This is a genomic window from Sphingobacterium spiritivorum (genome assembly GCF_016725325.1).
In the GTDB taxonomy this organism is placed as follows: domain Bacteria; phylum Bacteroidota; class Bacteroidia; order Sphingobacteriales; family Sphingobacteriaceae; genus Sphingobacterium.
In genome coordinates, this window is record NZ_CP068083.1 from 994,410 (window position 1) to 1,015,380 (window position 20,971).

Below are 20,971 nucleotides of genomic sequence, written 5' to 3' on the forward strand. Positions count from 1 at the left end.
TTAGTTTATTTTCCCATATACTGTATATTCCTGTCTCCTAAAATTACAGCTGTTAGCGGCTGTGTCTTCCAAACAATAGAAATACAACATCTGAATTTTACCTTCTTCTTAGAGATGAGATCGAACCGAATAACAAAAGACCCGGACTCTTTACGAATCCGGGTCTTTCCATTTCATTACTAAAGTGTCAACATATCATTTTGACAAGCTGACAATCTGTTATTGCTGTATATGATACTGCTGTGTCAACTGATTGATCAGGCCGTCTACTTCTTTTGCCAACGGATTATTCCCTTGCGTTGCTAATATATCTTTATATCTTGATAGCGCATAAAATCCATATTGTATATTACGTCCTTCCAGATCCGGTTTTGTTTCCGCAATAGCCTGGTAGTAAGCAATATTCTCCTTAATGAATTTCAGGTTACGTGACAGTATCTCGTCAGCTTTTTGTTTTTCACCCGTTTTGTACAATGCTTCGATAACCGTCCAGTAACTCAATGTCTCCGGCATACCATAGACACGTTTAGGCATATTTTTGTATGCATCTAATGCCAGGTTTTTGGCTTCGGTCATTTTTCCCTGTGCCTCCAGACGAGAGATTGCATCACCATAAATACTTCCTACGTACAGTGAAATGTAACGGTAAGAATCCGGATCGATATAAGATGCATTAGCAATATTACCCCACTTAAATTTATTCAGCACATTAGTATATACCGCAGCCGGATCTATAAGTGCACGGCCTCCTCCTTCTTTTATGCCCATATCCACAGGCATTAGGCGAAGTGCAAATCCTTCTGAAACCAGATAACGGTCTAATCCCATATAGTTATCATCAGGAACAGTAATAGTAAAGTAGACAGGTCTCTTCCAATTGTTATTGGCAATCACGGCCATCATAGCCAATTCTGCTCTGGAAACGATATTTTTATTATACGTCCACACGAGTGAATCTGTAATGGCGTCATTCCAGTCCTGAGGCACGACTTTATTAGCAAGTACCGCTTGTTTATCAACCGGCAGGAACATTTTCTTTGTTGGAAGGTAGTTAACCATCTCTCCACTCTGCAACTGTGCCTTATACTCAGGATCGTCTGACAACATGATGGTCAACAGGTCTTTAACATTTACATAACCCGGAATACCGGCATCCTGATAGTAAATAATATCACGGACTCCGTCTTTGATCTTTTCAGGATCAATATTCATAGGTAATGCATCCGCGTTATTTACTTTCTGCATCATCTGCTTCATGTACCAATCCGAGCTTAATAAACTCAGATTGACTACCCTTACATCCGTACGGAATCCTTCGACTTCCTGTACATACCATAATGGATACGTATCATTATCACCATAGGTAAATAAGATGGCATTAGGCGCACAAGACTCCAGATAATTGCGGGCCATGTCACGAGCCAGATATTTTTCTGATCGATTATGATCATTCCAGTTTTGTGCAATAAGAATAACCGGACCTCCGATGATACAGATTGCTGTAGCAATGTATCCGGCCAGTTTAGGATCTACTTTCTTTCTCAGAAAGTCTGCTATAGCTACGACACCCAAACCTATCCATATACTAAATGCATAGAAAGATCCGGCATAAGCATAATCACGTTCACGTGGTTGCAGCGGAGATTGATTCAGGTAAAGTACAATAGCCAATCCTGTAAAGAAAAACAAAAGTCCGACAATACCTGCATCACGCTGTCTTCTGCCGAAATGCCAGAATGCACCGATCAGACCAATGATAAGCGGTAAGAAGAAGTATTTGTTATAAGACGGATCAGTAATAACAGAAGTTGGCAATGCCTTCTGTCCACCTACGTGCATCTGATCAACCGGCTGTTTGATACCCGAGATCCAGTTGCCTTCCGTAAATGTTCCGTTGCCTTGCTGATCATTCTGTCTGCCGGCAAAATTCCAAAGGAAATAGCGGCCATACATATGACCTATCTGATAGCCAAAGAAAAATTTAAGATTGTCTCCGAATGTAGGTTGCTCATTTTCACCTAAATTAAGGTAATCCCGATAATACATAGGATGGCCACCTCGGTCACTGTATATGCGTGGAAAGATCGTTTCACGGCTATATTCATAATCCACTTTTTTCTTAGCCACTACATATTTATTCCCGTCTTTCCGGTATACATTACCAGTTTCTTTGGAACTGATTGGTTCGGCATCAAAATATTTACCTTTCATCAGCGGCTCATCACCGTATTGCTCCCTGTTAAGGTAGCTCAGGAATGTAAAAGCATTCTCCGGATCACTGTTATTCAGTGTAGGATTTGCCTTTGCACGTACCATGATCATGGCAAATGAACTATATCCGAAGATTACAAATGCAGTACACAACAACGCTATATTTAACAGCGGTTTTAATTTTTTGACAGAATACCAAATTCCGAAAATCAAGGCTCCGATCAGTAATAGCAGGAAGAAAGTAACTCCTGAACCGAAACCAAGTCCCAATGTATTCACAAAGAACAAATCAAAGTAAGCTGCGAATTTGACAGAGAATTGTATAATACCCCAAAGTATAAGCCCTAAGATCACAACGCCTAATAACAAGGCGGAGACAGCCCCTTTTGAAGTAGCTTTATTTGTTCTGCGGAAATAGATCACCAATGCAATAGCAGGAATAGCCAATAAATTCAATAAGTGAACACCAATGGAAAGTCCCATTACATAGGCAATAAATACCAGCCATTTATCTGCGCCCTGTTCATCTGCATGATGCTCCCACTTCAATATAGCCCAGAATACTACGGCAGTACATAGTGATGACATGGCATATACCTCAGATTCTACAGCAGAAAACCAAAATGTATCTGTAAATGCGTATGCTAATGCTCCTACGATACCAGCACCCATAATCTGGATCAATGCGACGGAAGATATCTCCTCACCCTGAGTGACCAGCACTTTACGGGCTAAAGCCGTTACTGTCCAGAATAAAAACAGAATAGTCAATCCACTGGAAACAGCAGAACCGATATTCATCCAGAATGCGATACGCATCGTATCCCCCATTGCAAGGTTAGAGAAGATGTTTTGAAGCATTAAGAATAAAGGAGCTCCAGGTTGGTGAACGATCTGAAGTTTGTATGCTGAGGCTATAAACTCACCACAGTCCCACCAACTCACCGTTCTTTCGGCGGTCATCACATACACTACTGTAGCAATAATAGCGCACAGCCAGCCAAGCAGGTTATTAATTTTAGTATAATTCATAAATTTATGCTGGTATTTTGATAATACGCTCCGAAAATAAGGAATACAAACGGACTTAGGAACAATATTATGCTTTTTTAACACAAAATTTCAATTTCTGAAGGCTATATTAACCTCTGCACATCCCCGAATCAGGTCTTCGCCAAAGAGCGAAATAAATTATTTTACTGAAAATCAGACCCGATATAGAAATTCGTAAAAAAAGTTTTGGAGAAATAAAAAAGCCCCGTATATTTGCATCGTCAAAATGAAACACAACGTTTCAAGACGTGATTGTCCTATAGTATAAGGGTAGTACGACAGTTTTTGGTACTGTTTGTCTTGGTTCGAATCCAGGTGGGACAACTCAAAAAAAGAGAATTGCAAAAGCAGTTCTCTTTTTTTATTTTATTCCCTTCACAGCTCCGACAGACAGTTTTTTGATCCGGTTTAGTTTTGATTATTTAAAACATTTGCCTATCTTTGACACATATTAGCAGGCTATGCTGATAAGTTTGTCCCATAGTATAATGGTAGTACGACAGTTTTTGGTACTGTTTGTCTTGGTTCGAATCCAGGTGGGACAACAAAAAAAGAGAATCGCAAAAACGGTTCTCTTTTTTTGTTATTCGTTACTCCCCTGTCCTTCACATTTTCATACACACAACCATCTCTGAAATTGATTTTTAAAGGTTTTTTCGGAATACTTTAAATTTGCATAACGTGATCTTTGCGATTATAAAACATTTACATAACTTTGCCCCAACATCAGCAAGCGCTTTTGCCACGATTGTCCTATAGTATAAGGGTAGTACGACAGTTTTTGGTACTGTTTGTCTTGGTTCGAATCCAGGTGGGACAACTTTAAGTACATTATAAAGAAATTTATTGAAGTAAATTCTATTCTAATCCTTATACAAAAACACTCACCATGCCTTTGCAATTTAACACCGTAAAATTATTTGCTGGTTCCGGCACACAGGAATTATCAGAAAAAATCGCAAAATCTTACGGAAAACCTCTTGGGGACAAAACATTATCAAAATTCAGTGACGGAGAGATCCAGCCATTCTACAATGAATCAGTGCGTGGCAGCGATGTTTTCCTGATCCAATCCACCAATCAGCCTACTGACAATCTTTTGGAGCTGTTGTTGATGATTGATGCTGCAAAAAGAGCTTCCGCTCACTACATTACTGCAGTAGTTCCTTATTTCGGATTTGCCCGCCAAGACCGCAAAGACAAACCACGTGTAGCTATCGGAGCCAAAATGATCGCAAATCTGATCACAGCATCAGGCGCTCACCGCATTATGACAATGGATTTACACGCTGCACAGATTCAGGGATTCTTTGATATTCCGGTAGATCACCTTGACGGATCTGTCATCTTCGTACCGTACATCAAATCATTGAATCTTCCTAATCTGACAATCGCATCGCCAGACATGGGAGGCTCGTATCGTGCACGTACATTTGCAAAGTTCTTCAACGCTGAGGTTATCATCTGTGACAAACGCCGTAAACGTGCTAATGAGATTGAATCTATGTCTATCATCGGAGATGTAACAGGACAGGATGTGGTATTGATCGATGATATCTGTGACACAGCAGGAACTTTATCTAAAGCAGCTGCTCTGATCATGGAAAACGGAGCGAAATCTGTCCGTGCAGTATGTACACACGCTGTACTTTCAGGAAAAGCCTACGAAACCATCGAAAACTCTGTCCTTACAGAAATGATTGTAACAGATACCATCAAACTGGATGCTGACAAGATGAGCACATGCAGTAAGATCAAAGTATTATCTACAGCCGATCTGTTTGCTAATGCAATCAAAAATGTAAATGAGCACAGCTCTATATCTGATCTTTTTCAGGTAGACTAAGATATACCGGGGCAAAGATCAGGAGGGAAAATTAAATATAATCAGATCTTCAGATTCCTGCGACACACAGTACGTCAGGCATTTTGATTTTTTAATTTTGACTTTTAATTTTTTAATTTCTATCTTTGCACCTCAAATTTTAATAAATTAAAACATGAAATCAATTGCTATTAGCGGTTCTGCAAGACAGAACGTAGGGAAAAGAGATGCAAAAGAATTGCGTTACGAAGGTCAGGTACCTGCAGTTCTTTACGGTAGTGGTACTCAGACACACCTATCTGTATCCGCAGCTGATTTGAAACCAGTGCTTTACACTCCGGAAGTTGTATTCGTAGAATTAGACATCAATGGAAAAAAATCTAAAGCAATCGTTCAAGACGCTCAATTCCACCCTTTAACAGACTTAGTTATTCACATTGACTTTTTAGAGTTAAATGATGAGAAAGAAGTTTCTGTAAATATCCCTGTAACATTGACTGGCACTTCTCCAGGTGTTAAAATGGGGGGTAAATTAGTTCAAAAACTGCGTACACTTCGCGTTAAAGCTACTCCTAACAACTTGCCTCAATCTATCGAAGTTCCTATGGAATCTTTAGAAGTAGGTAAATCAGTACGTGTTGCTCAGGTTCAGTTGAAAGATGCTAAAATCTTAAACAACTCTGACGATACTATCGTTTCAGTTGTTATGTCACGTGCATTGCGTCAGGCAGAGCAGGAAGCAGCTAAGGCAGCTAAAGGTGGTAAAAAATAATCGTTAATCACGATTATCAACCATATTGCAAAAAGGCATCGGTAAATTCCGGTGCCTTTTTCTTTACTGTCTGAATTCATCTTTATTCCACACGAATCCTATAGTTTATAGCAGAAAATCCACTTACAAAGTAGGATTTTATTATTTTTGCAGACAAAGTTTAAGAAAGAAATGAATTATCTAATTGTAGGCTTGGGCAATATAGGACGTGAATATCAGGATACACGTCACAATATTGGTTTTATGGTCGCAGATGAATTGGTCGCTCAGGCAGGGGGATCTTTTTCAACACTGAAGCATGCATATTATGCAGAATATAAGCAACGCGGACATAACGTCTATGTTATCAAACCAACGACTTACATGAACCTTAGCGGTAAGGCGGTCAATTTCTGGATGCAGCAACTAAAAGTACCGATCGCTAATCTTCTGGTTATAGTGGATGATCTGGCACTTCCGTTTGGTACCATACGTCTCAAACCAAAAGGTAGCAGTGCCGGACATAACGGACTAAAATCTATAGAAGCACTCTGTGGAGGACAGGCATACCCAAGACTTCGCTTCGGAATCAGTGACAATTTTGCTAAGGGGCGTCAGGCAGATTATGTACTTGCTCCGTTTGATAATGATGAGCAGAAAGAGTTACCTGCTCTTATAGAACGGTCCGTACAGATGGTCAACAGTTTTATCAATATTGGAATAGAACTAACGATGACCAATATGAATAAATAAAAAAGACCGGAAAATATTTCCGGTCTTTTTTATTCTCTTTATCAGATACGCTTATAACTCCTTTTATTTTTTGACCGTATCTTCTTCTATTTGTTTCTTCTTCGTCGTAATCTTAATAACTCCATTTTCACCTCTGCTACCATGCAATACGGTTGCCGCTGCGTCTTTTAAAATTTCTATAGATTCTATGGAATTAGGATCTATATCCTTTAAACTTTTACTTCCCTCCTGAATTTTATTGTCAATGATTACCATAGGATCTTTACCTTCTTTTAGTCCATGGATACGTAGTTGAGATACCCCTGCGTCTTTGCTGTTGCTATTCAAAATTCTCACACCCGTAACCTTACCGCTAACGTTCGTGTCAGTTGTATCTCTCTTAAAAGTAGTAGCCTGGTCAGTATTAACAACACTGGAAGTACCTTTCTTAAGTGTTATCATTACAACGCCGTTTTCGGCCTTTTTGCCATACAGAGATGTGGCTGAAGCATCTTTCAACACATTAATAGCTGTTATTTCCTCAGATTGAATATTCGCAACATCTTCCTTTGTTATTTCTTTACCATTCACCACATACATAGGTTCTTTACCTGACGAAGCTGAACGAATAATGATCTTGTTGCGTGTCGTATCCCTTTTATTAATGATGACTTTCTCCTGAACAGTTTTATCCACATTGGCCTCTCCAACAACTTTTACCACTTTTACAGTATCCTGCTTTAGTGTCGGAAGGCTAACGTCTAAAGCTGTCGCTTTGGTCACAGATACAATCTTTTCGATTCTGGCTTCTGCCTGATTCACAGTCAATGCTGCGCCTGCAAAAATAAACGCAGGTAATATGAACGCATACTTGCTCAATTGCAATTTTGAAGAGCGCTTTTTATTCATCATCATAATTCTTTGCTTAAGGGTTTTGAAATTAAATTGATTGCTGATACCTATAGCAGCTCCCTGCTTAGTAACATGCAACAAACTGTATTGATAGGCCTTACGGTCTACACCGCTGTTCAGCACTTGCTGATCGGTAAGAAATTCCAGATTCTGACGGATTGCTTTACGCATTAACCAGACAAAAGGATTATACCAGCATAAGATTAATGCCAGTTCGCTCAGTAAAATATCAAAACTGTGCTTTCCTTTCACATGAATCTCCTCATGATGAAATATATCAGCCAGTTCTATATCTTCATGGAGGCTTTTATTGACATAGATTTTATTCAAAAAAGAAAAAGGTACAATAGGGATCCATACATTCCGGAAGATAAATGTTCTCCACTGTGCAGGCCGGCTATACATATGTATACGTAGAAGACTTGCTAACTGCACCAGAAAACGCACGAGCAGAATGACTGCACCAGCTACTAAAACGCCAATAATAATATCATTCAGACTCAGTTCTTTTACAGCGGGTTCCGTCATCTGCGGGAGGATCGTGATGTATTCGCCTATTACTACGATTGGATTTGAAAACCAACTCTGGATATCCAAAAAAGGATAAGTAAAAGAAAAGATAATACCTGTCAGAAAGTAAATCCTGTTCAAGGCATAAAAAGTCAGATTTTTCAACAATCCGATGTAACTTACATACACAATGATCAACAAGAGATTGATCTGTATACTATAATAAAGTAGGTTTTCCATAGCTACTAGCTTTTATTGTTCTTGATCATATCCATAATCTCTTCCAGCTCGGAAGCAGATAACTTATCTTCTTTTACAAAGAAACTAACCATCTCTTTGTAGGAGTTTTTAAAATAATCACCCACAAAGCCACTCATGAATCGCTTCTTATATTCTTCTTCCGTGATCAGAGGTTCATAACGTTTTGCATTAGCATATTTTACAGCCTTTACATAACTTTTTCGCTCCAGGTTTTTGACCGTGGATGCCAGTGTGGTATATGGGACTGAAGAGCCTTTGATATTGTCCAGTATTTCTTTAATGAATCCCCCGTTCAATTGCCAAATGGATAACATTGCTTCCTCTTCCTGAATCGTTAACTTTTCCATATTTGTGATTTTATATTTAACACAACACAATATTACGAAATATTCGTAGACTAACGATAATTTTAGAAATATTTTTTGAATGCGTATGAAAATCAGCCCTATATAGTACCAAAGCCTGATTTTTACAGATGTATTATTGTAACAATATTCGAGATTTGTTCCACATACTCTACTAAGTCTATTTATTATCTTTATTGTAACAATATTATCGGTTGATTTAAGTTTAACTGATTTTTGATAGCTTTACGTTCATTTAGGGCTTAGCACTATTCATTTACACAGCTAAGTTCACTCTGCAAATATGGAATTTGATTATAGACTTAAGGTATTTTACGTGGCTGCCAATACGTTGAATTTTACAAAAGCAGCAACGGAATTGTTCATTTCACAACCTGCTGTAAGTAAAAATATTCAGGAAATAGAGAATGCTGTAGGAACACCGCTTTTTGAACGGTTGGGGAACCGACTGATGCTGACCAAAGCAGGCTCTATACTCTATCATCACACTCAGCTTATATTTGAACAGTACAATCAGGCTTCATATGAAATCAACAAAATAATCGGAAAAGAAAACGGCAGCTTGTTTATTGGTATCAGTACTACTATTTCACAATATGTCATTCCCAAAATACTGGCACAATTCGTTGCATCTTGCCCGGAGAATGATATCAAGGTATATGAATATAATTCCAAAAGAGTTGAAGAACTCTTACTACGAAAAGAAATACATCTCGGGATAACGGAAGGACTTACAGACAACCGCTCCCTAAAGTTCACGCCTTTTCTTAAAGACGAAATCGTACTGGTTACTAACGCTGAAAACCATTTATTCAACAAAGAAGAATGCAGCCTTAATGATCTTTATGAAATACCTTTAGTGATTCGCGAGACCGGCTCGGGCACCAGAGATATTATAGAAGAAAGGTTGCGCCAGAAAGGTATTGCAACTCATAAATTAAAGGTCGAGATTACGCTGTCATCTACAGAAAGTATCAAGGAATACCTTAAATACAGTAAGGCGGCTGCTTTTGTCTCTGTTCATGCCATCAGCAATGAACTAAATACGAATCAGCTCCGGATTATAGAATTGACAGATTTGAATATAGAACGTTATTTCTATATTACGCATTTGCATGGGGGATTGACAGGGCTTCCGGAAGCATTTTTAAAATACATTCAAAAGCACAAAAACCATATTTACTCATAACATTTCATTATACCATATAATAACATGATATTATAACTCCATTACTTGTTCCGGTAGATTTGTACAAAATCTAATAATTATGGAGGAAGAATTAAGAAAATCAGGAAGAATAATCCGCTATGTGATCGCTTTAAGTATAATACTGGTCTGCTTCATTGTAGTCAGTCTTTATTTCACTATTCATCCTCCCCTATCTCAGGCAATGGCTTCAGAGCAATCGGACAGTATGCTGACACATGTTGATCAGTATAAAGGAATCTCCTTTGCAGATAATACCGAAGGTAAGCTGGCTGCAGAAGGTGAAAAGCTGATTAAGGAAACCTACAATTACTTCTATAAGGATGGACAAAAGATCGGTAATCGTCTGGCTTGTACCAATTGCCATCTGAATGGAGGAACGAAAGCATTTGCAGCTCCTTATATTGGATTGAGCGGTGTATTTCCCATTTACATCGGCAGGGAAGATAAGATTGAATCGCTGGAAGAACGCATCAACGGATGCTTTGAACGCAGTATGAATGGACAAGCTATCGATGTAAACAGTACAGAAATGCGCGCTATTGTGACTTATATCAAACAAATAAGCACTAAAGCACCCATAGGCAAGCGAATTGCAGGACAAGGCTTTGTAAAGATCGTCATACCTGAACGCGCGGCTAACCCAAAGACGGGATCTGTCATATTTCAGAAACAGTGTCAAAGTTGTCACGGAAATACGGGACAAGGCATCAAATTAGCAAATAATAAAGGATATCAATATCCCCCATTATGGGGAGACGATTCATACAATGATGGGGCCGGCATGGCCAGATTGCTGACAGCAACTAAATTTATCAAAGCCAATATGCCCCTCGGAGCAACTTATGAAGCTCCGGTATTATCTGATGAAGAAGCGTATGATGTAGCCGCCTATATCAACTCCTTTCCCAGACCCGTGAAAGCAAATAAAGAAAAAGATTATCCTAATCTGGAAAAGAAGCCGAAGGATTCGCCTTATCCTCCGTTCAATGATCAAATAAGTCAATTACAACATAAATATGGACCTTATAACTTTTAAAATGATGAACAAAAAACTGATGTTGATAGTACTTATACTGATAAGTATAACTACTGTGTATGCACAAAGCAAAGATCCTTTACTACAAAACAAAGAATTTACCGGCGCTGAAGCGAAACTTAAAAGCTATAAAGCCATCTATCAACTGGACACCAATGACCCGAAAATTATTGAGAAAGCTATCCGAAACATCAATAATGCTCTGGATGACCCGCGTTTGCAAGGTAAACTACAGATTGAGCTCATCACTTTTTCGGGAGGAACAGAAGCCTACCTGAAAAGCTCATCAAAATTTGAAGAGCCGTTAAAAAAACTGATCCAACGAGGTGTTATTGTGGCGCAGTGTCTCAATTCCTTAAAAGAGCGGAACCTCAGCAAAGATCAGCTGTTTGATTTCGTTGCCTATGTTCCTAGCGGAAACGGAGAACTTATTATTCGTTCCCTGCAAGGCTGGACTATTATTAAACCTTAATCTTATGTTTATGTACAAATTAGTTATCTATATATTAGTATGTTTGAGTATCATCTCTAATGCTCAGGCGCAGGATCACCGGTTTGATCCTCCGTGGAATACGCCACCAGAATCAGCCGTTAATTTTACTATTCCGGGAATAGATAATATTCCTGACCTGTACGGTGAGATAGAGAATCCGCAATTGGTTATTTTCTTTGCCGGCAATCAATTTATGGTCATTGATGACCTGATCAAAGGATTCAAAAAGGAGCATCCGCAATATGAACGTATTTTTGTAGAAACCTTACCTCCCGGAATTCTCGCCAAACAAATACAAGGCGGTTCGCTGACTATAGGTAATCTTAAACTCACCCATACAGCAGATATCTATACTGCGGGGCAAAGACGCATTACAGAAATGGCCGATTATTTTGACCAAACCATTGAATATGCCCGCAATAAACTAATCCTGATGGTTCCTAAAGACAATCCCAAGAATATCCGGTCGTTAGAAGATCTGCAACGCAGAGATGTACGTGTAAGCATGCCTAATCCGGCATGGGAAGGTGTAGGTGAACAAATCAAGACGGCTTATAGAAAAGCAGGTGGTGATCAACTTGTCTCTGCAGTAATGGATATAAAAACCAAAGACGAAAGTACTTACCTGACACGGATTCACCACCGGGAAAGTCCTTTACGTATATTGGAAGGGAAAGCAGATGTCGCTCCGGTATGGTATTCAGAAGTGGTATTTCAGAAACTTATCAACCATCCTGTAGACGGTGTCGAAATACCTGCAGAGCATAATATTACCGCTAAATATATGGCAGGAAAGCTGAAAAAAGCAAAGAATCCGGAAGCCGCAGCAGCATTTATGAAATACCTGCAGTCTCCGGTAGCTAAAGCTATTTACAAGAAATACGGATTTGAAGTATAATGGCTCCGATTAACAATAAAATACCCTGTTAATTTTAAAATTAACAGGGTATTTTACCACTTTCTCCACTCATCCTTCTATAGCTACAAAATTCTGATATCTTTTAGTTATTGATTTTTGGATGCTTCTCAGCTCTTGCCCTAATGCAGCTTAATCTTTAAAAAAGGATGTTTTAAGATCCTGACTACCACCAAAATTTTCATACTGTCTGATATGCGTATTTATTTCTCCAAATTCTTTTATTCCGCAATTGAATGACATGCTCTTGTTATTGCTGAACGTAAAAACCAATATTTCATCTTTATAATCAAATCGTATATTTTTAATGCTTTCCATTCCTTTATAAAAGATGTTCTTACCTGAAATATTAAAATTGATCTTTTCTAAAATGAAATCAACAGATCCACATTCCTGATTATTATTTTCTACATAGCATCTAAGATGCACCTCTTCTAAGACTGCACATGAAGTTATGCTGACAGTATGGGCAAAGAAAGAATTAACCATTATATTTCAGTATTAGTAAACACCTGTTGACTCCCCATATTTTTCTACACAGACTTCATCTGCTATTCCATAAAGAATCTGATCGGTAAAATCGTTGACGCTATTTGGGATTTCACCGGGATTGTTCAGGATATGAAAATAGAACGCTTTTCCATTACTCACAATCCAGTTTGCTATATCTTCAATTCCATCTTCAGATTCTTCCATATAATCTGTAAAAGGAGCTTCCTGTAATTCTACTGAAGCATCTACAAATTCTTCCTGAAATCTAATAAGTTCATCTTTAGAAAAATTGTCCAAAAGCTCTCTCAGCGTATCTCTGTTTAAATTCGCATTGTTAATTACAGACCAAAACCATTCTGATATTTCTATGTCTTTCATTTTATATGACTTTTCTTCGTGATGTGCTATAGTATTCCTGAAATGACTTTATGGAGATTAATCCTATAACCTGTCAGGCTTTTACCTGCAACAACTCACCGAATATATGCTTTAAATAATTCATAAAATTTTCAGGTAGCAGGACATGCTCAATATCTACAGTTATTTCACTCTCTTCTATATGTAATATCATGGCCGTATTGCTGATCGAAACATGTGTACAACTATTGATGCACTGGTCTCCATTACATTCAATAAAAATGTCTCCTGATTCTTCCATATTATATGACTTCTGAAATAGAATATACTTCTCATAGTCAAACTCATCTTCAGAGAGACCAACCATAAAATATTCCTCATCTTCCTCTTTGGAAGCATAGGCAAATTTCGCCTTAAATGTTACTTTATACATATCGCGGAACAATACAATCCTTACTTATATGGTTTCAATATTTTTTAATCTTTCCCTAATCTGTAGCCGGATTCCTTTAACTCTTAATTGATTAAGACAGCATAGTTCATTATATCCTCCTAATCACTATTTTCCGACCAATGCATTTACTGCACTTTTCAATTTATCTGCTTCTTTGATGCTGAAGTTTACAACAAATTTCAGATCCGGAACGTTATTTTGAATTATTGGATTTTCTATCGTAAAGTGAATAGAACTTCCTGTAAATTCATACTTAAACTCGGTTTTCAGTGCGCTTACATAATTTGTCTGATCATTTATCTCTATTCCGATCTCATCTTCATACGCTAAGGAACTAAGGGAAAGATAATTTCCGGCATTAACGAATGTAATGCTGACCAGTTCATCCCAGTTATCTTCCAGACTGTAAGCGATCTGCTGACTTTCAAATATCATACACATTTCTAATAATCATCTATCAAAATAACATTCGGACTATAGAATTTCCTGTAATATTGCTCAATCAGGCTGACTACTCTTGTCCTTTCCTTTTTACTCATGTTTTGGCCGGAGCTATCCCATTTTTTTACAGATCTGGTAAATATTGCAGCATGCTCCGCATCAATTGTACAGATCAATCCTCTTTCATTTTCTATAAACAGTAAATTTTCACCGCGTCCTAAAACCCGGATACCATACTGGTTACCGGCTTCATCAGTTATCCGGTGTATATCTTCGCGCTGCATTAATTCTTCGAGGTAGCTATCCATTACATTCAGTTTTATTCCTTTAAATTTATTCTTTGAAAAACCAGCAATCAATCTGACACAACTATCTGTTATTATACCACTTCGTCCAAATATTCAATTTCTCTCCTCCGGACAAATTGTAATTTATCTTTGAAGTTTGTTATTTTATTATTCATTAATTCCTGCTTCTCCACCCAATTATTTTGATTGTCATAATGAAATGTATTCGTATGTATGGTTATCCAATCTCCGCCATTGTAGGATTTATTATTGCTTTTCTTTCTTGTGAGATTGCCAAATGGATCATAAGTATAGATATCCATTTTTACAAAATTATCGTTTTCCAATTCCTCTTCTGATGCAAACACTTTTTCATCCATAAGTTTACCGTCCTTATCAAATGTACTTTGTGTAATATCGAAAAGGCGGTTAAAAGAATAGTAATAGGTCGTTCTTACTTTTTTGCCCGAATGATCAATAACTTCTTTAGTATCCCATTGTTCATTATAAGGATCTTCATTTACTTCCTCTTCAACTTCTAACTCTATTTCATTTTCAAAATTCCTGATGACATTTCCATCCTTATCGTAAATCTCCTTATAGGAAATACCTTGTCCGTAATCATACTGCTTTTCCAATAATACACCGTCATCGCTATACAGATTTTGGCTGAAATATTTACCATCAGTTTGTTTCAGAACATCTTCTATCAAGATATGGTTAGCATTATATGTTTTGGTCAAGGTTTTCGTTAATCTCCCATCGCTATGGTATACTTCCCACCGAACGATATTGCCAGCATCATTAAAATGTGTTATCTCAAATCCCAACGGGACTAAATTTTCATTTTCAGGTTGAAACGTCAATTCCTTTACCCATGCAATCTTCCCGGATATATTAGCACTTTCCAAATCGTTATTTCTTATCATATTCTACCAATCCATTATATTTTTTACAAAAAAGGCACCCCTTATTTTTCACATAAAACTTCTTCGGCAAATCTCAAATCCTCAGTATTATTAGCCACACATTTTAGAATATTACTTTCATTTTGAATATATAACACCGATCTATGATCCTTTCCAAGCCATATTTTATTGGGATAGGAAAAGGGATTAAAAAACTGATTCCAATATTTTTTAACAGGCACATATATCCCGTATCCTAAGAATTGAAGCTCAAATTTATATTCTGCTTGCTCTGATAACCAATCTGTATATTCTGTAAGGAGTAAAGTAGACAGAGTAAATTCATAAGACTCCCATTCTTTCTTGCCTTTGATATAAGGAACCGGATCTTTATCACTTTCCAGCTCATTCTTTCTCAGCATAAACAGATCTGCATTTCGCCCGTATATACTAAATTCAATGCTATCGACAGTATCTTCCAGATAAGCTAAAAAAGGATAACTTTTCTCCGGCAAGGCTTTATTAAAAGAATACAGCACATCAACATATGTTTCTGCCGTATCGCGATCTTCAGTCAGCCTGATACTAAACAACATTTGGTGAATGGCTTTCAGATTATTTTCAAATTCAGAAACAGTCATTTTTATAAGATACTTTTATTTTTGCATATTTACCCCTGTCCTATTAACCGTCATGTGGCATTGGTCAATTCTAATCTTTATACTGCAAGTAAATTTTCACGTTTTTCATTGAACACTTCCGCTACATCATTTTCGATTAACAGATCAAAAAATTTGCTGTAACCATGCTGTATTTTATACTCCATTTCGTTTTTATATAAGGGAAACAGACTATAAAAATTTATTAGGTTGTCTTCACACGTGATCTGCATAAAATCTTCCCCGAAAGTAGCGGAAGGCAATAATATACAACCGGTGAAGAGTGTATGCTTATCGTACGGATCGGCTATATCATTCCATGCCTGCAAAGTATGTCCTTCTGTCAAAAAGGTATCCTGATGATGCGGAAATCTCGCCATATCTTTCATCATACCTATTATCCAATCATTTTTATCGTCGCTCGGATAGGTTTTATTAAATTCCATCTCTTTAGGGATCAATAGCATGAGCTCCGCAAATGTATAATCCGCTCTATCCTGAATGGTTTCGGGAACAGTCATTTCCAACAGACTCATACCGGATGTGACCAGCAAATTAAACTCTTTATCTTTCGGCTGAATAAAATAAACATCCAGATGAAAGTCCAGGGAAAGCATTTCGTGGAAAACAGTCATTTCCTCACTTTCGAAATACTTATCCAGATGTTTTTCCAAAGCTTCGACATGCTCATAATAATGCTTTCTGTTCTGGATTTTTTTGATTAATTCTTTGTCCATATTTTTTATTTTTATTCTATCCGAAATTCCGCCACCTGACCTTTGATCTACAGAAACAGGCTATTTAAATATAATGTTTTTCTTTTAAACTATCGATGAAAAAGAGGAATTGCAAATCACACGAGAATCTGCTAATAAGAGACTTACAAATGTTTAAACACATGAAAAAAATCTTTTTTCAGCAAGTTTTGAATGTGGAACAGCATTTTATTTTTTTATACCGCCAATCGTTTTTTTTCGAAAAAAGTTGAATTTTCTGATTATTTTGAATATTTTGGAAAGTATTGTTAACGCAACGCAAAATTAGTTTTAACCCTATATCAAATTGTCCCTATATGACTTAAATATGGCATTTTAATTCATTTTGGCATATTGATTTACATTTCAATTTATTTACATTTGCATAATACAAGATATTCAAACTATGTCTGAAACAGTTAAACTTACTTTAAACGATTCATCATATGAGCTTCCTGTAATCACAGGAACTGAAAATGAAAAAGCTATTGACATCTCCAAACTAAGAGATCAAACCGAGTATATAACATTAGATCCGGGATTTAAAAATACAGGTGCTACAAAAAGTGCCATTACTTTTTTAGATGGTGAAAAAGGTATTCTGCATTACAGAGGTTACCCTATTGAACAATTAGCTGAAAAATCTACATTTTTAGAGGTTGCTTATTTATTGATCTTTGGTGAATTGCCTTCAGACGAGACTTTGAAAAAATTCAGACATGATATCAGCAAACATACACTGATTCATGAGGACATGAAGAAATTCTTTGATGGATTTCCTTCTAAATCCCACCCAATGGGACAGCTGTCCTGTTTAGTAGGAGCACTGTCTGCTTTCTATCCTGAATCGTTGAATCCTAACGCTTCGGAAGAAGAGGATAACCTGACAATTGTTAAATTACTGGCTAAAATGCCGACAATTGTTTCCTGGATTCACAAAAAATCATTGGGTCATCCAGTGATCTATCCTAAAAACAATCTTAACTACGTACACAACTTCCTAAGCATGACTTTCGGTCAGGTAACGGAAGATGTGACTATAGATCCGATCGTTATTGATGCGATGCACAAATTGCTGATCCTTCATGCTGATCATGAACAAAACTGTTCAACTTCTACAGTCCGTATCGTAGGTTCATCTAATGCGAATCTATACGCTTCTGTTTCTGCAGGTATCTCCGCTTTATGGGGTCCTCTTCACGGAGGAGCGAATCAGGCAGTTATTGAGATGCTTGAGGCTATCAAAAATGATGGCGGTGATGCAGATAAATATCTGGCTAAAGCTAAAGATAAAAACGACCCTTTCCGTTTAATGGGATTCGGTCACCGTGTATACAAAAACTTTGATCCTCGTGCTAAGATTATCAAAAAGACATGTGATGATATCCTAGAAAAGCTGGGTATTAATGATCCTGTTCTGGAAATCGCAAAACGCCTTGAAGAAGCTGCATTAAGCGATCAATACTTCATTGACAGAAAATTATATCCAAACGTAGATTTCTATTCCGGTATTATCTACCGTGCATTAGGTTTCGATTCAGAAATGTTCACCGTATTATTCGCTTTAGGCCGTCTCCCGGGATGGATTGCACAGTGGAAAGAAATGCGCGAAAACAAAGAGCCTATCGGACGTCCGAGACAGGTCTATACAGGTTCACAAAAACGCGACTACGTAGAGCTGAAAAACAGAAAATAATTCATTTTGAATATAGAATTAAAAGGCACTCTCTACGGGTGCCTTTTTTAGTTCAAAAAAAATCTACTAAATAAGTATAACTTCATGGTTAGATGCTTAAATAATGCTGAGTTTTCCTTATGTTTGCAATCTAATTAAGAATTATTCTAAAAAACTTGACCGACCTGTTAATCGATATACTGGTACCTGTAGCAATTTTTAGTTTTATTGCTATTTTCACGCTGTTTGCGGTATATGCTGAGCGTAAAATTGCCGGTTTTGTACAGGATCGCCTCGGGCCTATGGAAACCGGAAAATTCGGAAGCCTGCAAACTATAGCAGATATCCTGAAACTACTCCAGAAAGAATTCATTACTCCCTCTGCTGCAGATAAAATATTGTTCGCTGCAGCCCCTGTTATTATCTTTATTGCTGTTTTTATTGGTTTTAGTGTAATGCCCTGGGCCCCGGGATTTATTCCTGCTGATACACACACCGGATTATTTTTTATAATGGCGGTTGTCTCCATTGATGCAATAGGTATACTTATGGCGGGCTGGGGATCAAATAATAAGTATTCCTTATTAGGATCTATCCGAGCCATTGCACAAATGGTATCGTATGAGATTCCGGTAGGATTATCCCTGATTGCAGCTGTAATGATTACACAGACGCTGAATCTCAATGAAATAGGAATAAATCAGGGAATTTTGTCTACAGAAAGTATTAAGTTTCTGGGATTCTGGGAAGTCAATACAGTCGGAGGAATATTTGCCTGGAATATCTTTCAGGCTCCGCATCTCCTGGTGGTGTTTGTTATCTTCTTTATTGCCACATTAGCAGAATGTAACAGAGCTCCGTTCGATATCCCGGAAGCGGAATCGGAACTGATCGGAGGTTTTCATACCGAATACGGAGGGATCAAATTTGCATTTGTCTTCCTTGCGGAATATGCCATGATGTTTTTAGTTGCCATGCTCGGGGTTGTTATTTTCCTCGGGGGATGGAATACACCTCTGCCTAACATCGGCTCCCTGAAATTAGCAACCTGGACCACCGGATTATGTTGGGGAATCTTCTGGACACTGGCCAAATCGCTGCTCATCGTCGGCGTACAAATGTGGATCAGATGGACACTGCCACGGCTCAGAGCAGATCAGTTGATGGCTTTATGCTGGAAAATCCTGATCCCTACAGCATTTGTCTGTATGGCCATCTCAGGAATATGGAGATTAGTTGTTATGAATTAATATGATGTTGATAAAGACGACCATAAATGCATTACTCACGGCTGTCAAAGGACTCACTTTGACTGTCAGGCACCTCTTTGGTGCACGTCGTGCACGTCATGAGCTAGACATCACAAAAGATCATTATTTTGACAAGCAGGACGGGGTCGCTACGGTACAGTTTCCAAAGCAGAAAATGCCTATTCCTGAAGTCGCCCGTTATCAGTTGGAGGTGGAGATAGACGATTGTATCGTATGTGATCTTTGCGCCAAAGCCTGCCCTGTGGATTGTATAGATATCCTGGCTATCAAATCACCTGAAGCAATCGGAAAAACTTCCGACGGAAGTGTAAAACGTCTTTATGCGGAGAAATTCGATATCGATATGGCCAAATGTATGTATTGTGGTCTTTGTACTGTGGTATGTCCTACAGAATGTATCACCATGACCAATCAGTACGACCGCAGCACATCCAAACTTACTGACCTTATCTATGGTTTCTCGGAAATGTCAGACACAGAGGTCGCACAACGTAAAGAAGAGTGGACAAAATTCCAGGCAGAGAAGGAGGCTGCAAAAAAACAATCATGACGCTTGAAGAACTTTTGTTTTATGCCTTCGCAGCACTGGCTATCGGTTCAGCACTGTTGGTTGTGAACCTGAAAAACACAGCAAGGGCGCTTTTCTTGTTTTTCATTGTTCTGTTCGCTATGGCCGGACTGTATCTCTTTGCGCTTGCTGATTTTGTAGCGATCACCCAGATCATGGTATATGTAGGTGGTGTACTGATCCTGATGATCTTTGCATTCATGTTGTCCAACAAGGAATTGCTCAAAGATCTGCAACATGCCTCCGGTAAGTTTCTGACTTTGCCTAACTGGCAGTCTTTGATTCTTAGTTCGGCTTTTTTGCTTATTATGATCACAGCCGTGGTCGAATGGCAATCTGAAGTACCGGCCTGGATCGAGCAGGCGCGGATTAATAATACTTTCATCCATCCATCGGACAATAATATTCAACAACTTGGATTCAAGTTTATGACGCAATATATTCTTCCTTTTGAGCTCATTGGTATCTTTCTGATGATGACACTGATCGGCGCAGCTCATTTATCCAGAAAGGAGGATAAATTTTGATTACTTTAACTCATTTTCTGGTCGTGAGTGCCTGTATATTCTGCATTGGTCTCTATGCAGTCTTATCGAAAAAGAATGCTATTATGATCCTGGTAGGTATTGAACTGATGATCAATGCGGCAATTCTTAATTTTGTAGCATTCGGCCGTTATGATAAAATCAATTACGGCGGCCAGGTTTTCGCACTATTTGCTATCGTACTGGCAGCAGCTGCAGTAGCAGTAGGTCTGGCGATTATTCTGAATGTCTATCGTCATTATAATACCATCAATCCGGATCAGGTACAGGAATTAAAAGATTAG

23 protein-coding genes and 1 tRNA gene are annotated in these 20,971 nt (G+C 38.0%); 13 read left to right on the plus strand and 11 right to left on the minus strand.

From position 1 onward, the window contains the following. Window positions 1–219 precede the first annotated feature (219 nt). Entirely contained in the window at window positions 220–3,243 is a 3,024-nt protein-coding gene (locus I6J02_RS04100; protein WP_201680569.1) for a DUF2723 domain-containing protein, read from the minus strand. Between the two features lie 495 nt (window positions 3,244–3,738). On the opposite strand from I6J02_RS04100, the gene I6J02_RS04105 reads away from it, so the two are divergent. From I6J02_RS04105 to pth, 4 genes are all read left to right on the plus strand, one after another. Next, window positions 3,739–3,809, plus strand: a tRNA-Gln gene (locus tag I6J02_RS04105). Between the two features lie 344 nt (window positions 3,810–4,153). Continuing rightward, entirely contained in the window at window positions 4,154–5,110 is a 957-nt protein-coding gene (locus I6J02_RS04110) for a ribose-phosphate pyrophosphokinase (RefSeq protein ID WP_003011088.1), read from the plus strand. 154 nt (window positions 5,111–5,264) lie between these two features. Continuing rightward, window positions 5,265–5,861 (plus strand): 50S ribosomal protein L25/general stress protein Ctc, encoded by a 597-nt coding sequence (locus tag I6J02_RS04115; protein WP_201680570.1) that lies wholly within the window; start codon window positions 5,265–5,267, stop codon window positions 5,859–5,861. Window positions 5,862–6,032: 171 nt separating this feature from the next. Further along, window positions 6,033–6,593 (plus strand): aminoacyl-tRNA hydrolase, encoded by a 561-nt coding sequence (pth, locus tag I6J02_RS04120; protein WP_201680571.1) that lies wholly within the window; start codon window positions 6,033–6,035, stop codon window positions 6,591–6,593. A gap of 63 nt (window positions 6,594–6,656) precedes the next feature. Here the strand turns inward: pth and I6J02_RS04125 are convergent, their stop codons facing one another. After that, on the minus strand, window positions 6,657–8,234 hold the full coding sequence (locus I6J02_RS04125) for a M56 family metallopeptidase (protein WP_201680572.1): 1,578 nt from the start codon (window positions 8,232–8,234) through the stop codon (window positions 6,657–6,659). A gap of 5 nt (window positions 8,235–8,239) precedes the next feature. Then, a complete protein-coding gene (locus I6J02_RS04130) occupies window positions 8,240–8,602 on the minus strand; it encodes a BlaI/MecI/CopY family transcriptional regulator (RefSeq protein WP_201680573.1) in 363 nt (120 codons plus the stop codon). A 301-nt stretch (window positions 8,603–8,903) separates the two neighbouring features. Here I6J02_RS04130 and I6J02_RS04135 point away from each other — a divergent pair, with 301 nt between their 5' ends. From I6J02_RS04135 to I6J02_RS04150, 4 genes are all read left to right on the plus strand, one after another. Next, the gene (locus I6J02_RS04135) at window positions 8,904–9,809 is read left to right on the plus strand and encodes a LysR family transcriptional regulator (RefSeq protein WP_201680574.1); all 906 of its coding nucleotides are present in this window, start codon (window positions 8,904–8,906) and stop codon (window positions 9,807–9,809) included. Window positions 9,810–9,888: 79 nt separating this feature from the next. Further along, window positions 9,889–10,866, plus strand: coding sequence for a c-type cytochrome (locus I6J02_RS04140; RefSeq protein ID WP_201680575.1), 978 nt, complete (start codon window positions 9,889–9,891; stop codon window positions 10,864–10,866). A 1-nt stretch (window position 10,867) separates the two neighbouring features. Beyond that, entirely contained in the window at window positions 10,868–11,338 is a 471-nt protein-coding gene (locus I6J02_RS04145) for a DsrE family protein (protein WP_236582280.1), read from the plus strand. 10 nt (window positions 11,339–11,348) lie between these two features. After that, window positions 11,349–12,257: a molybdate ABC transporter substrate-binding protein gene (locus I6J02_RS04150; RefSeq protein WP_201680577.1), complete on the plus strand. Its 909-nt coding sequence runs from the start codon at window positions 11,349–11,351 to the stop codon at window positions 12,255–12,257. Between the two features lie 150 nt (window positions 12,258–12,407). On the opposite strand, the gene I6J02_RS04155 is transcribed toward I6J02_RS04150, so the two are convergent. The 8 genes from I6J02_RS04155 to I6J02_RS04190 all read right to left on the minus strand — a co-directional run bounded on the left by I6J02_RS04155 (window position 12,408) and on the right by I6J02_RS04190 (window position 16,610). Then, entirely contained in the window at window positions 12,408–12,764 is a 357-nt protein-coding gene (locus I6J02_RS04155; protein WP_201680578.1) for a hypothetical protein, read from the minus strand. Between the two features lie 12 nt (window positions 12,765–12,776). After that, window positions 12,777–13,145, minus strand: a complete 369-nt coding sequence (locus tag I6J02_RS04160) for a DUF4240 domain-containing protein (RefSeq protein ID WP_201680579.1) — start codon at window positions 13,143–13,145, stop codon at window positions 12,777–12,779. Window positions 13,146–13,218: 73 nt separating this feature from the next. Continuing rightward, window positions 13,219–13,557 (minus strand): hypothetical protein, encoded by a 339-nt coding sequence (locus I6J02_RS04165; RefSeq protein WP_201680580.1) that lies wholly within the window; start codon window positions 13,555–13,557, stop codon window positions 13,219–13,221. Between the two features lie 126 nt (window positions 13,558–13,683). Then, window positions 13,684–14,013 (minus strand): hypothetical protein, encoded by a 330-nt coding sequence (locus I6J02_RS04170; protein ID WP_236582281.1) that lies wholly within the window; start codon window positions 14,011–14,013, stop codon window positions 13,684–13,686. An 8-nt stretch (window positions 14,014–14,021) separates the two neighbouring features. Continuing rightward, window positions 14,022–14,327, minus strand: coding sequence for a hypothetical protein (locus tag I6J02_RS04175; RefSeq protein ID WP_201680582.1), 306 nt, complete (start codon window positions 14,325–14,327; stop codon window positions 14,022–14,024). A gap of 71 nt (window positions 14,328–14,398) precedes the next feature. Beyond that, window positions 14,399–15,235: a hypothetical protein gene (locus I6J02_RS04180; protein WP_236582282.1), complete on the minus strand. Its 837-nt coding sequence runs from the start codon at window positions 15,233–15,235 to the stop codon at window positions 14,399–14,401. 41 nt (window positions 15,236–15,276) lie between these two features. Continuing rightward, window positions 15,277–15,855: a hypothetical protein gene (locus tag I6J02_RS04185; RefSeq protein ID WP_201680583.1), complete on the minus strand. Its 579-nt coding sequence runs from the start codon at window positions 15,853–15,855 to the stop codon at window positions 15,277–15,279. A gap of 77 nt (window positions 15,856–15,932) precedes the next feature. Beyond that, window positions 15,933–16,610, minus strand: a complete 678-nt coding sequence (locus tag I6J02_RS04190; protein WP_201680584.1) for a suppressor of fused domain protein — start codon at window positions 16,608–16,610, stop codon at window positions 15,933–15,935. A gap of 424 nt (window positions 16,611–17,034) precedes the next feature. Here I6J02_RS04190 and I6J02_RS04195 point away from each other — a divergent pair, with 424 nt between their 5' ends. The 5 genes from I6J02_RS04195 (at window position 17,035) to nuoK (ending at window position 20,971) form a co-directional block, all read left to right on the plus strand. Further along, window positions 17,035–18,324 carry a citrate synthase gene (locus tag I6J02_RS04195; RefSeq protein WP_003000502.1) on the plus strand — a complete coding sequence of 430 codons (1,290 nt, stop codon included), beginning with the start codon at window positions 17,035–17,037 and terminating at the stop codon, window positions 18,322–18,324. 155 nt (window positions 18,325–18,479) lie between these two features. Continuing rightward, entirely contained in the window at window positions 18,480–19,553 is a 1,074-nt protein-coding gene (nuoH, locus tag I6J02_RS04200; RefSeq protein ID WP_201680585.1) for an NADH-quinone oxidoreductase subunit NuoH, read from the plus strand. Window position 19,554: 1 nt separating this feature from the next. Next, window positions 19,555–20,124, plus strand: coding sequence for a 4Fe-4S binding protein (locus I6J02_RS04205; protein WP_201680586.1), 570 nt, complete (start codon window positions 19,555–19,557; stop codon window positions 20,122–20,124). Continuing rightward, window positions 20,121–20,669 (plus strand): NADH-quinone oxidoreductase subunit J, encoded by a 549-nt coding sequence (locus tag I6J02_RS04210; protein WP_201680587.1) that lies wholly within the window; start codon window positions 20,121–20,123, stop codon window positions 20,667–20,669. Before I6J02_RS04205 ends, I6J02_RS04210 begins: the two co-directional genes overlap by 4 nt. Beyond that, entirely contained in the window at window positions 20,666–20,971 is a 306-nt protein-coding gene (gene nuoK / locus I6J02_RS04215) for an NADH-quinone oxidoreductase subunit NuoK (protein ID WP_003011133.1), read from the plus strand. Before I6J02_RS04210 ends, nuoK begins: the two co-directional genes overlap by 4 nt.

Bases quoted from the DNA above. Each gene is read 5' to 3' on its own strand.
- pth (WP_201680571.1), top strand. From the start codon at position 6,033: ATGAATTATCTAATTGTAGGCTTGGGCAATATAGGACGTGAATATCAG.
- I6J02_RS04115 (WP_201680570.1), top strand. From the start codon at position 5,265: ATGAAATCAATTGCTATTAGCGGTTCTGCAAGACAGAACGTAGGGAAA.
- I6J02_RS04195 (WP_003000502.1), top strand. From the start codon at position 17,035: ATGTCTGAAACAGTTAAACTTACTTTAAACGATTCATCATATGAGCTT.
- I6J02_RS04175 (WP_201680582.1), bottom strand. From the start codon at position 14,327: ATGGATAGCTACCTCGAAGAATTAATGCAGCGCGAAGATATACACCGG.
- I6J02_RS04110 (WP_003011088.1), top strand. From the start codon at position 4,154: ATGCCTTTGCAATTTAACACCGTAAAATTATTTGCTGGTTCCGGCACA.
- I6J02_RS04140 (WP_201680575.1), top strand. From the start codon at position 9,889: ATGGAGGAAGAATTAAGAAAATCAGGAAGAATAATCCGCTATGTGATC.
- I6J02_RS04160 (WP_201680579.1), bottom strand. From the start codon at position 13,145: ATGAAAGACATAGAAATATCAGAATGGTTTTGGTCTGTAATTAACAAT.
- I6J02_RS04190 (WP_201680584.1), bottom strand. From the start codon at position 16,610: ATGGACAAAGAATTAATCAAAAAAATCCAGAACAGAAAGCATTATTAT.
- I6J02_RS04130 (WP_201680573.1), bottom strand. From the start codon at position 8,602: ATGGAAAAGTTAACGATTCAGGAAGAGGAAGCAATGTTATCCATTTGG.
- I6J02_RS04135 (WP_201680574.1), top strand. From the start codon at position 8,904: ATGGAATTTGATTATAGACTTAAGGTATTTTACGTGGCTGCCAATACG.
- I6J02_RS04150 (WP_201680577.1), top strand. From the start codon at position 11,349: ATGTACAAATTAGTTATCTATATATTAGTATGTTTGAGTATCATCTCT.
- I6J02_RS04210 (WP_201680587.1), top strand. From the start codon at position 20,121: ATGACGCTTGAAGAACTTTTGTTTTATGCCTTCGCAGCACTGGCTATC.
- I6J02_RS04145 (WP_236582280.1), top strand. From the start codon at position 10,868: ATGATGAACAAAAAACTGATGTTGATAGTACTTATACTGATAAGTATA.
- I6J02_RS04125 (WP_201680572.1), bottom strand. From the start codon at position 8,234: ATGGAAAACCTACTTTATTATAGTATACAGATCAATCTCTTGTTGATC.
- I6J02_RS04170 (WP_236582281.1), bottom strand. From the start codon at position 14,013: ATGATATTTGAAAGTCAGCAGATCGCTTACAGTCTGGAAGATAACTGG.
- I6J02_RS04185 (WP_201680583.1), bottom strand. From the start codon at position 15,855: ATGACTGTTTCTGAATTTGAAAATAATCTGAAAGCCATTCACCAAATG.
- I6J02_RS04180 (WP_236582282.1), bottom strand. From the start codon at position 15,235: ATGATAAGAAATAACGATTTGGAAAGTGCTAATATATCCGGGAAGATT.
- I6J02_RS04100 (WP_201680569.1), bottom strand. From the start codon at position 3,243: ATGAATTATACTAAAATTAATAACCTGCTTGGCTGGCTGTGCGCTATT.
- I6J02_RS04165 (WP_201680580.1), bottom strand. From the start codon at position 13,557: ATGTATAAAGTAACATTTAAGGCGAAATTTGCCTATGCTTCCAAAGAG.
- I6J02_RS04205 (WP_201680586.1), top strand. From the start codon at position 19,555: ATGATGTTGATAAAGACGACCATAAATGCATTACTCACGGCTGTCAAA.
- I6J02_RS04155 (WP_201680578.1), bottom strand. From the start codon at position 12,764: ATGGTTAATTCTTTCTTTGCCCATACTGTCAGCATAACTTCATGTGCA.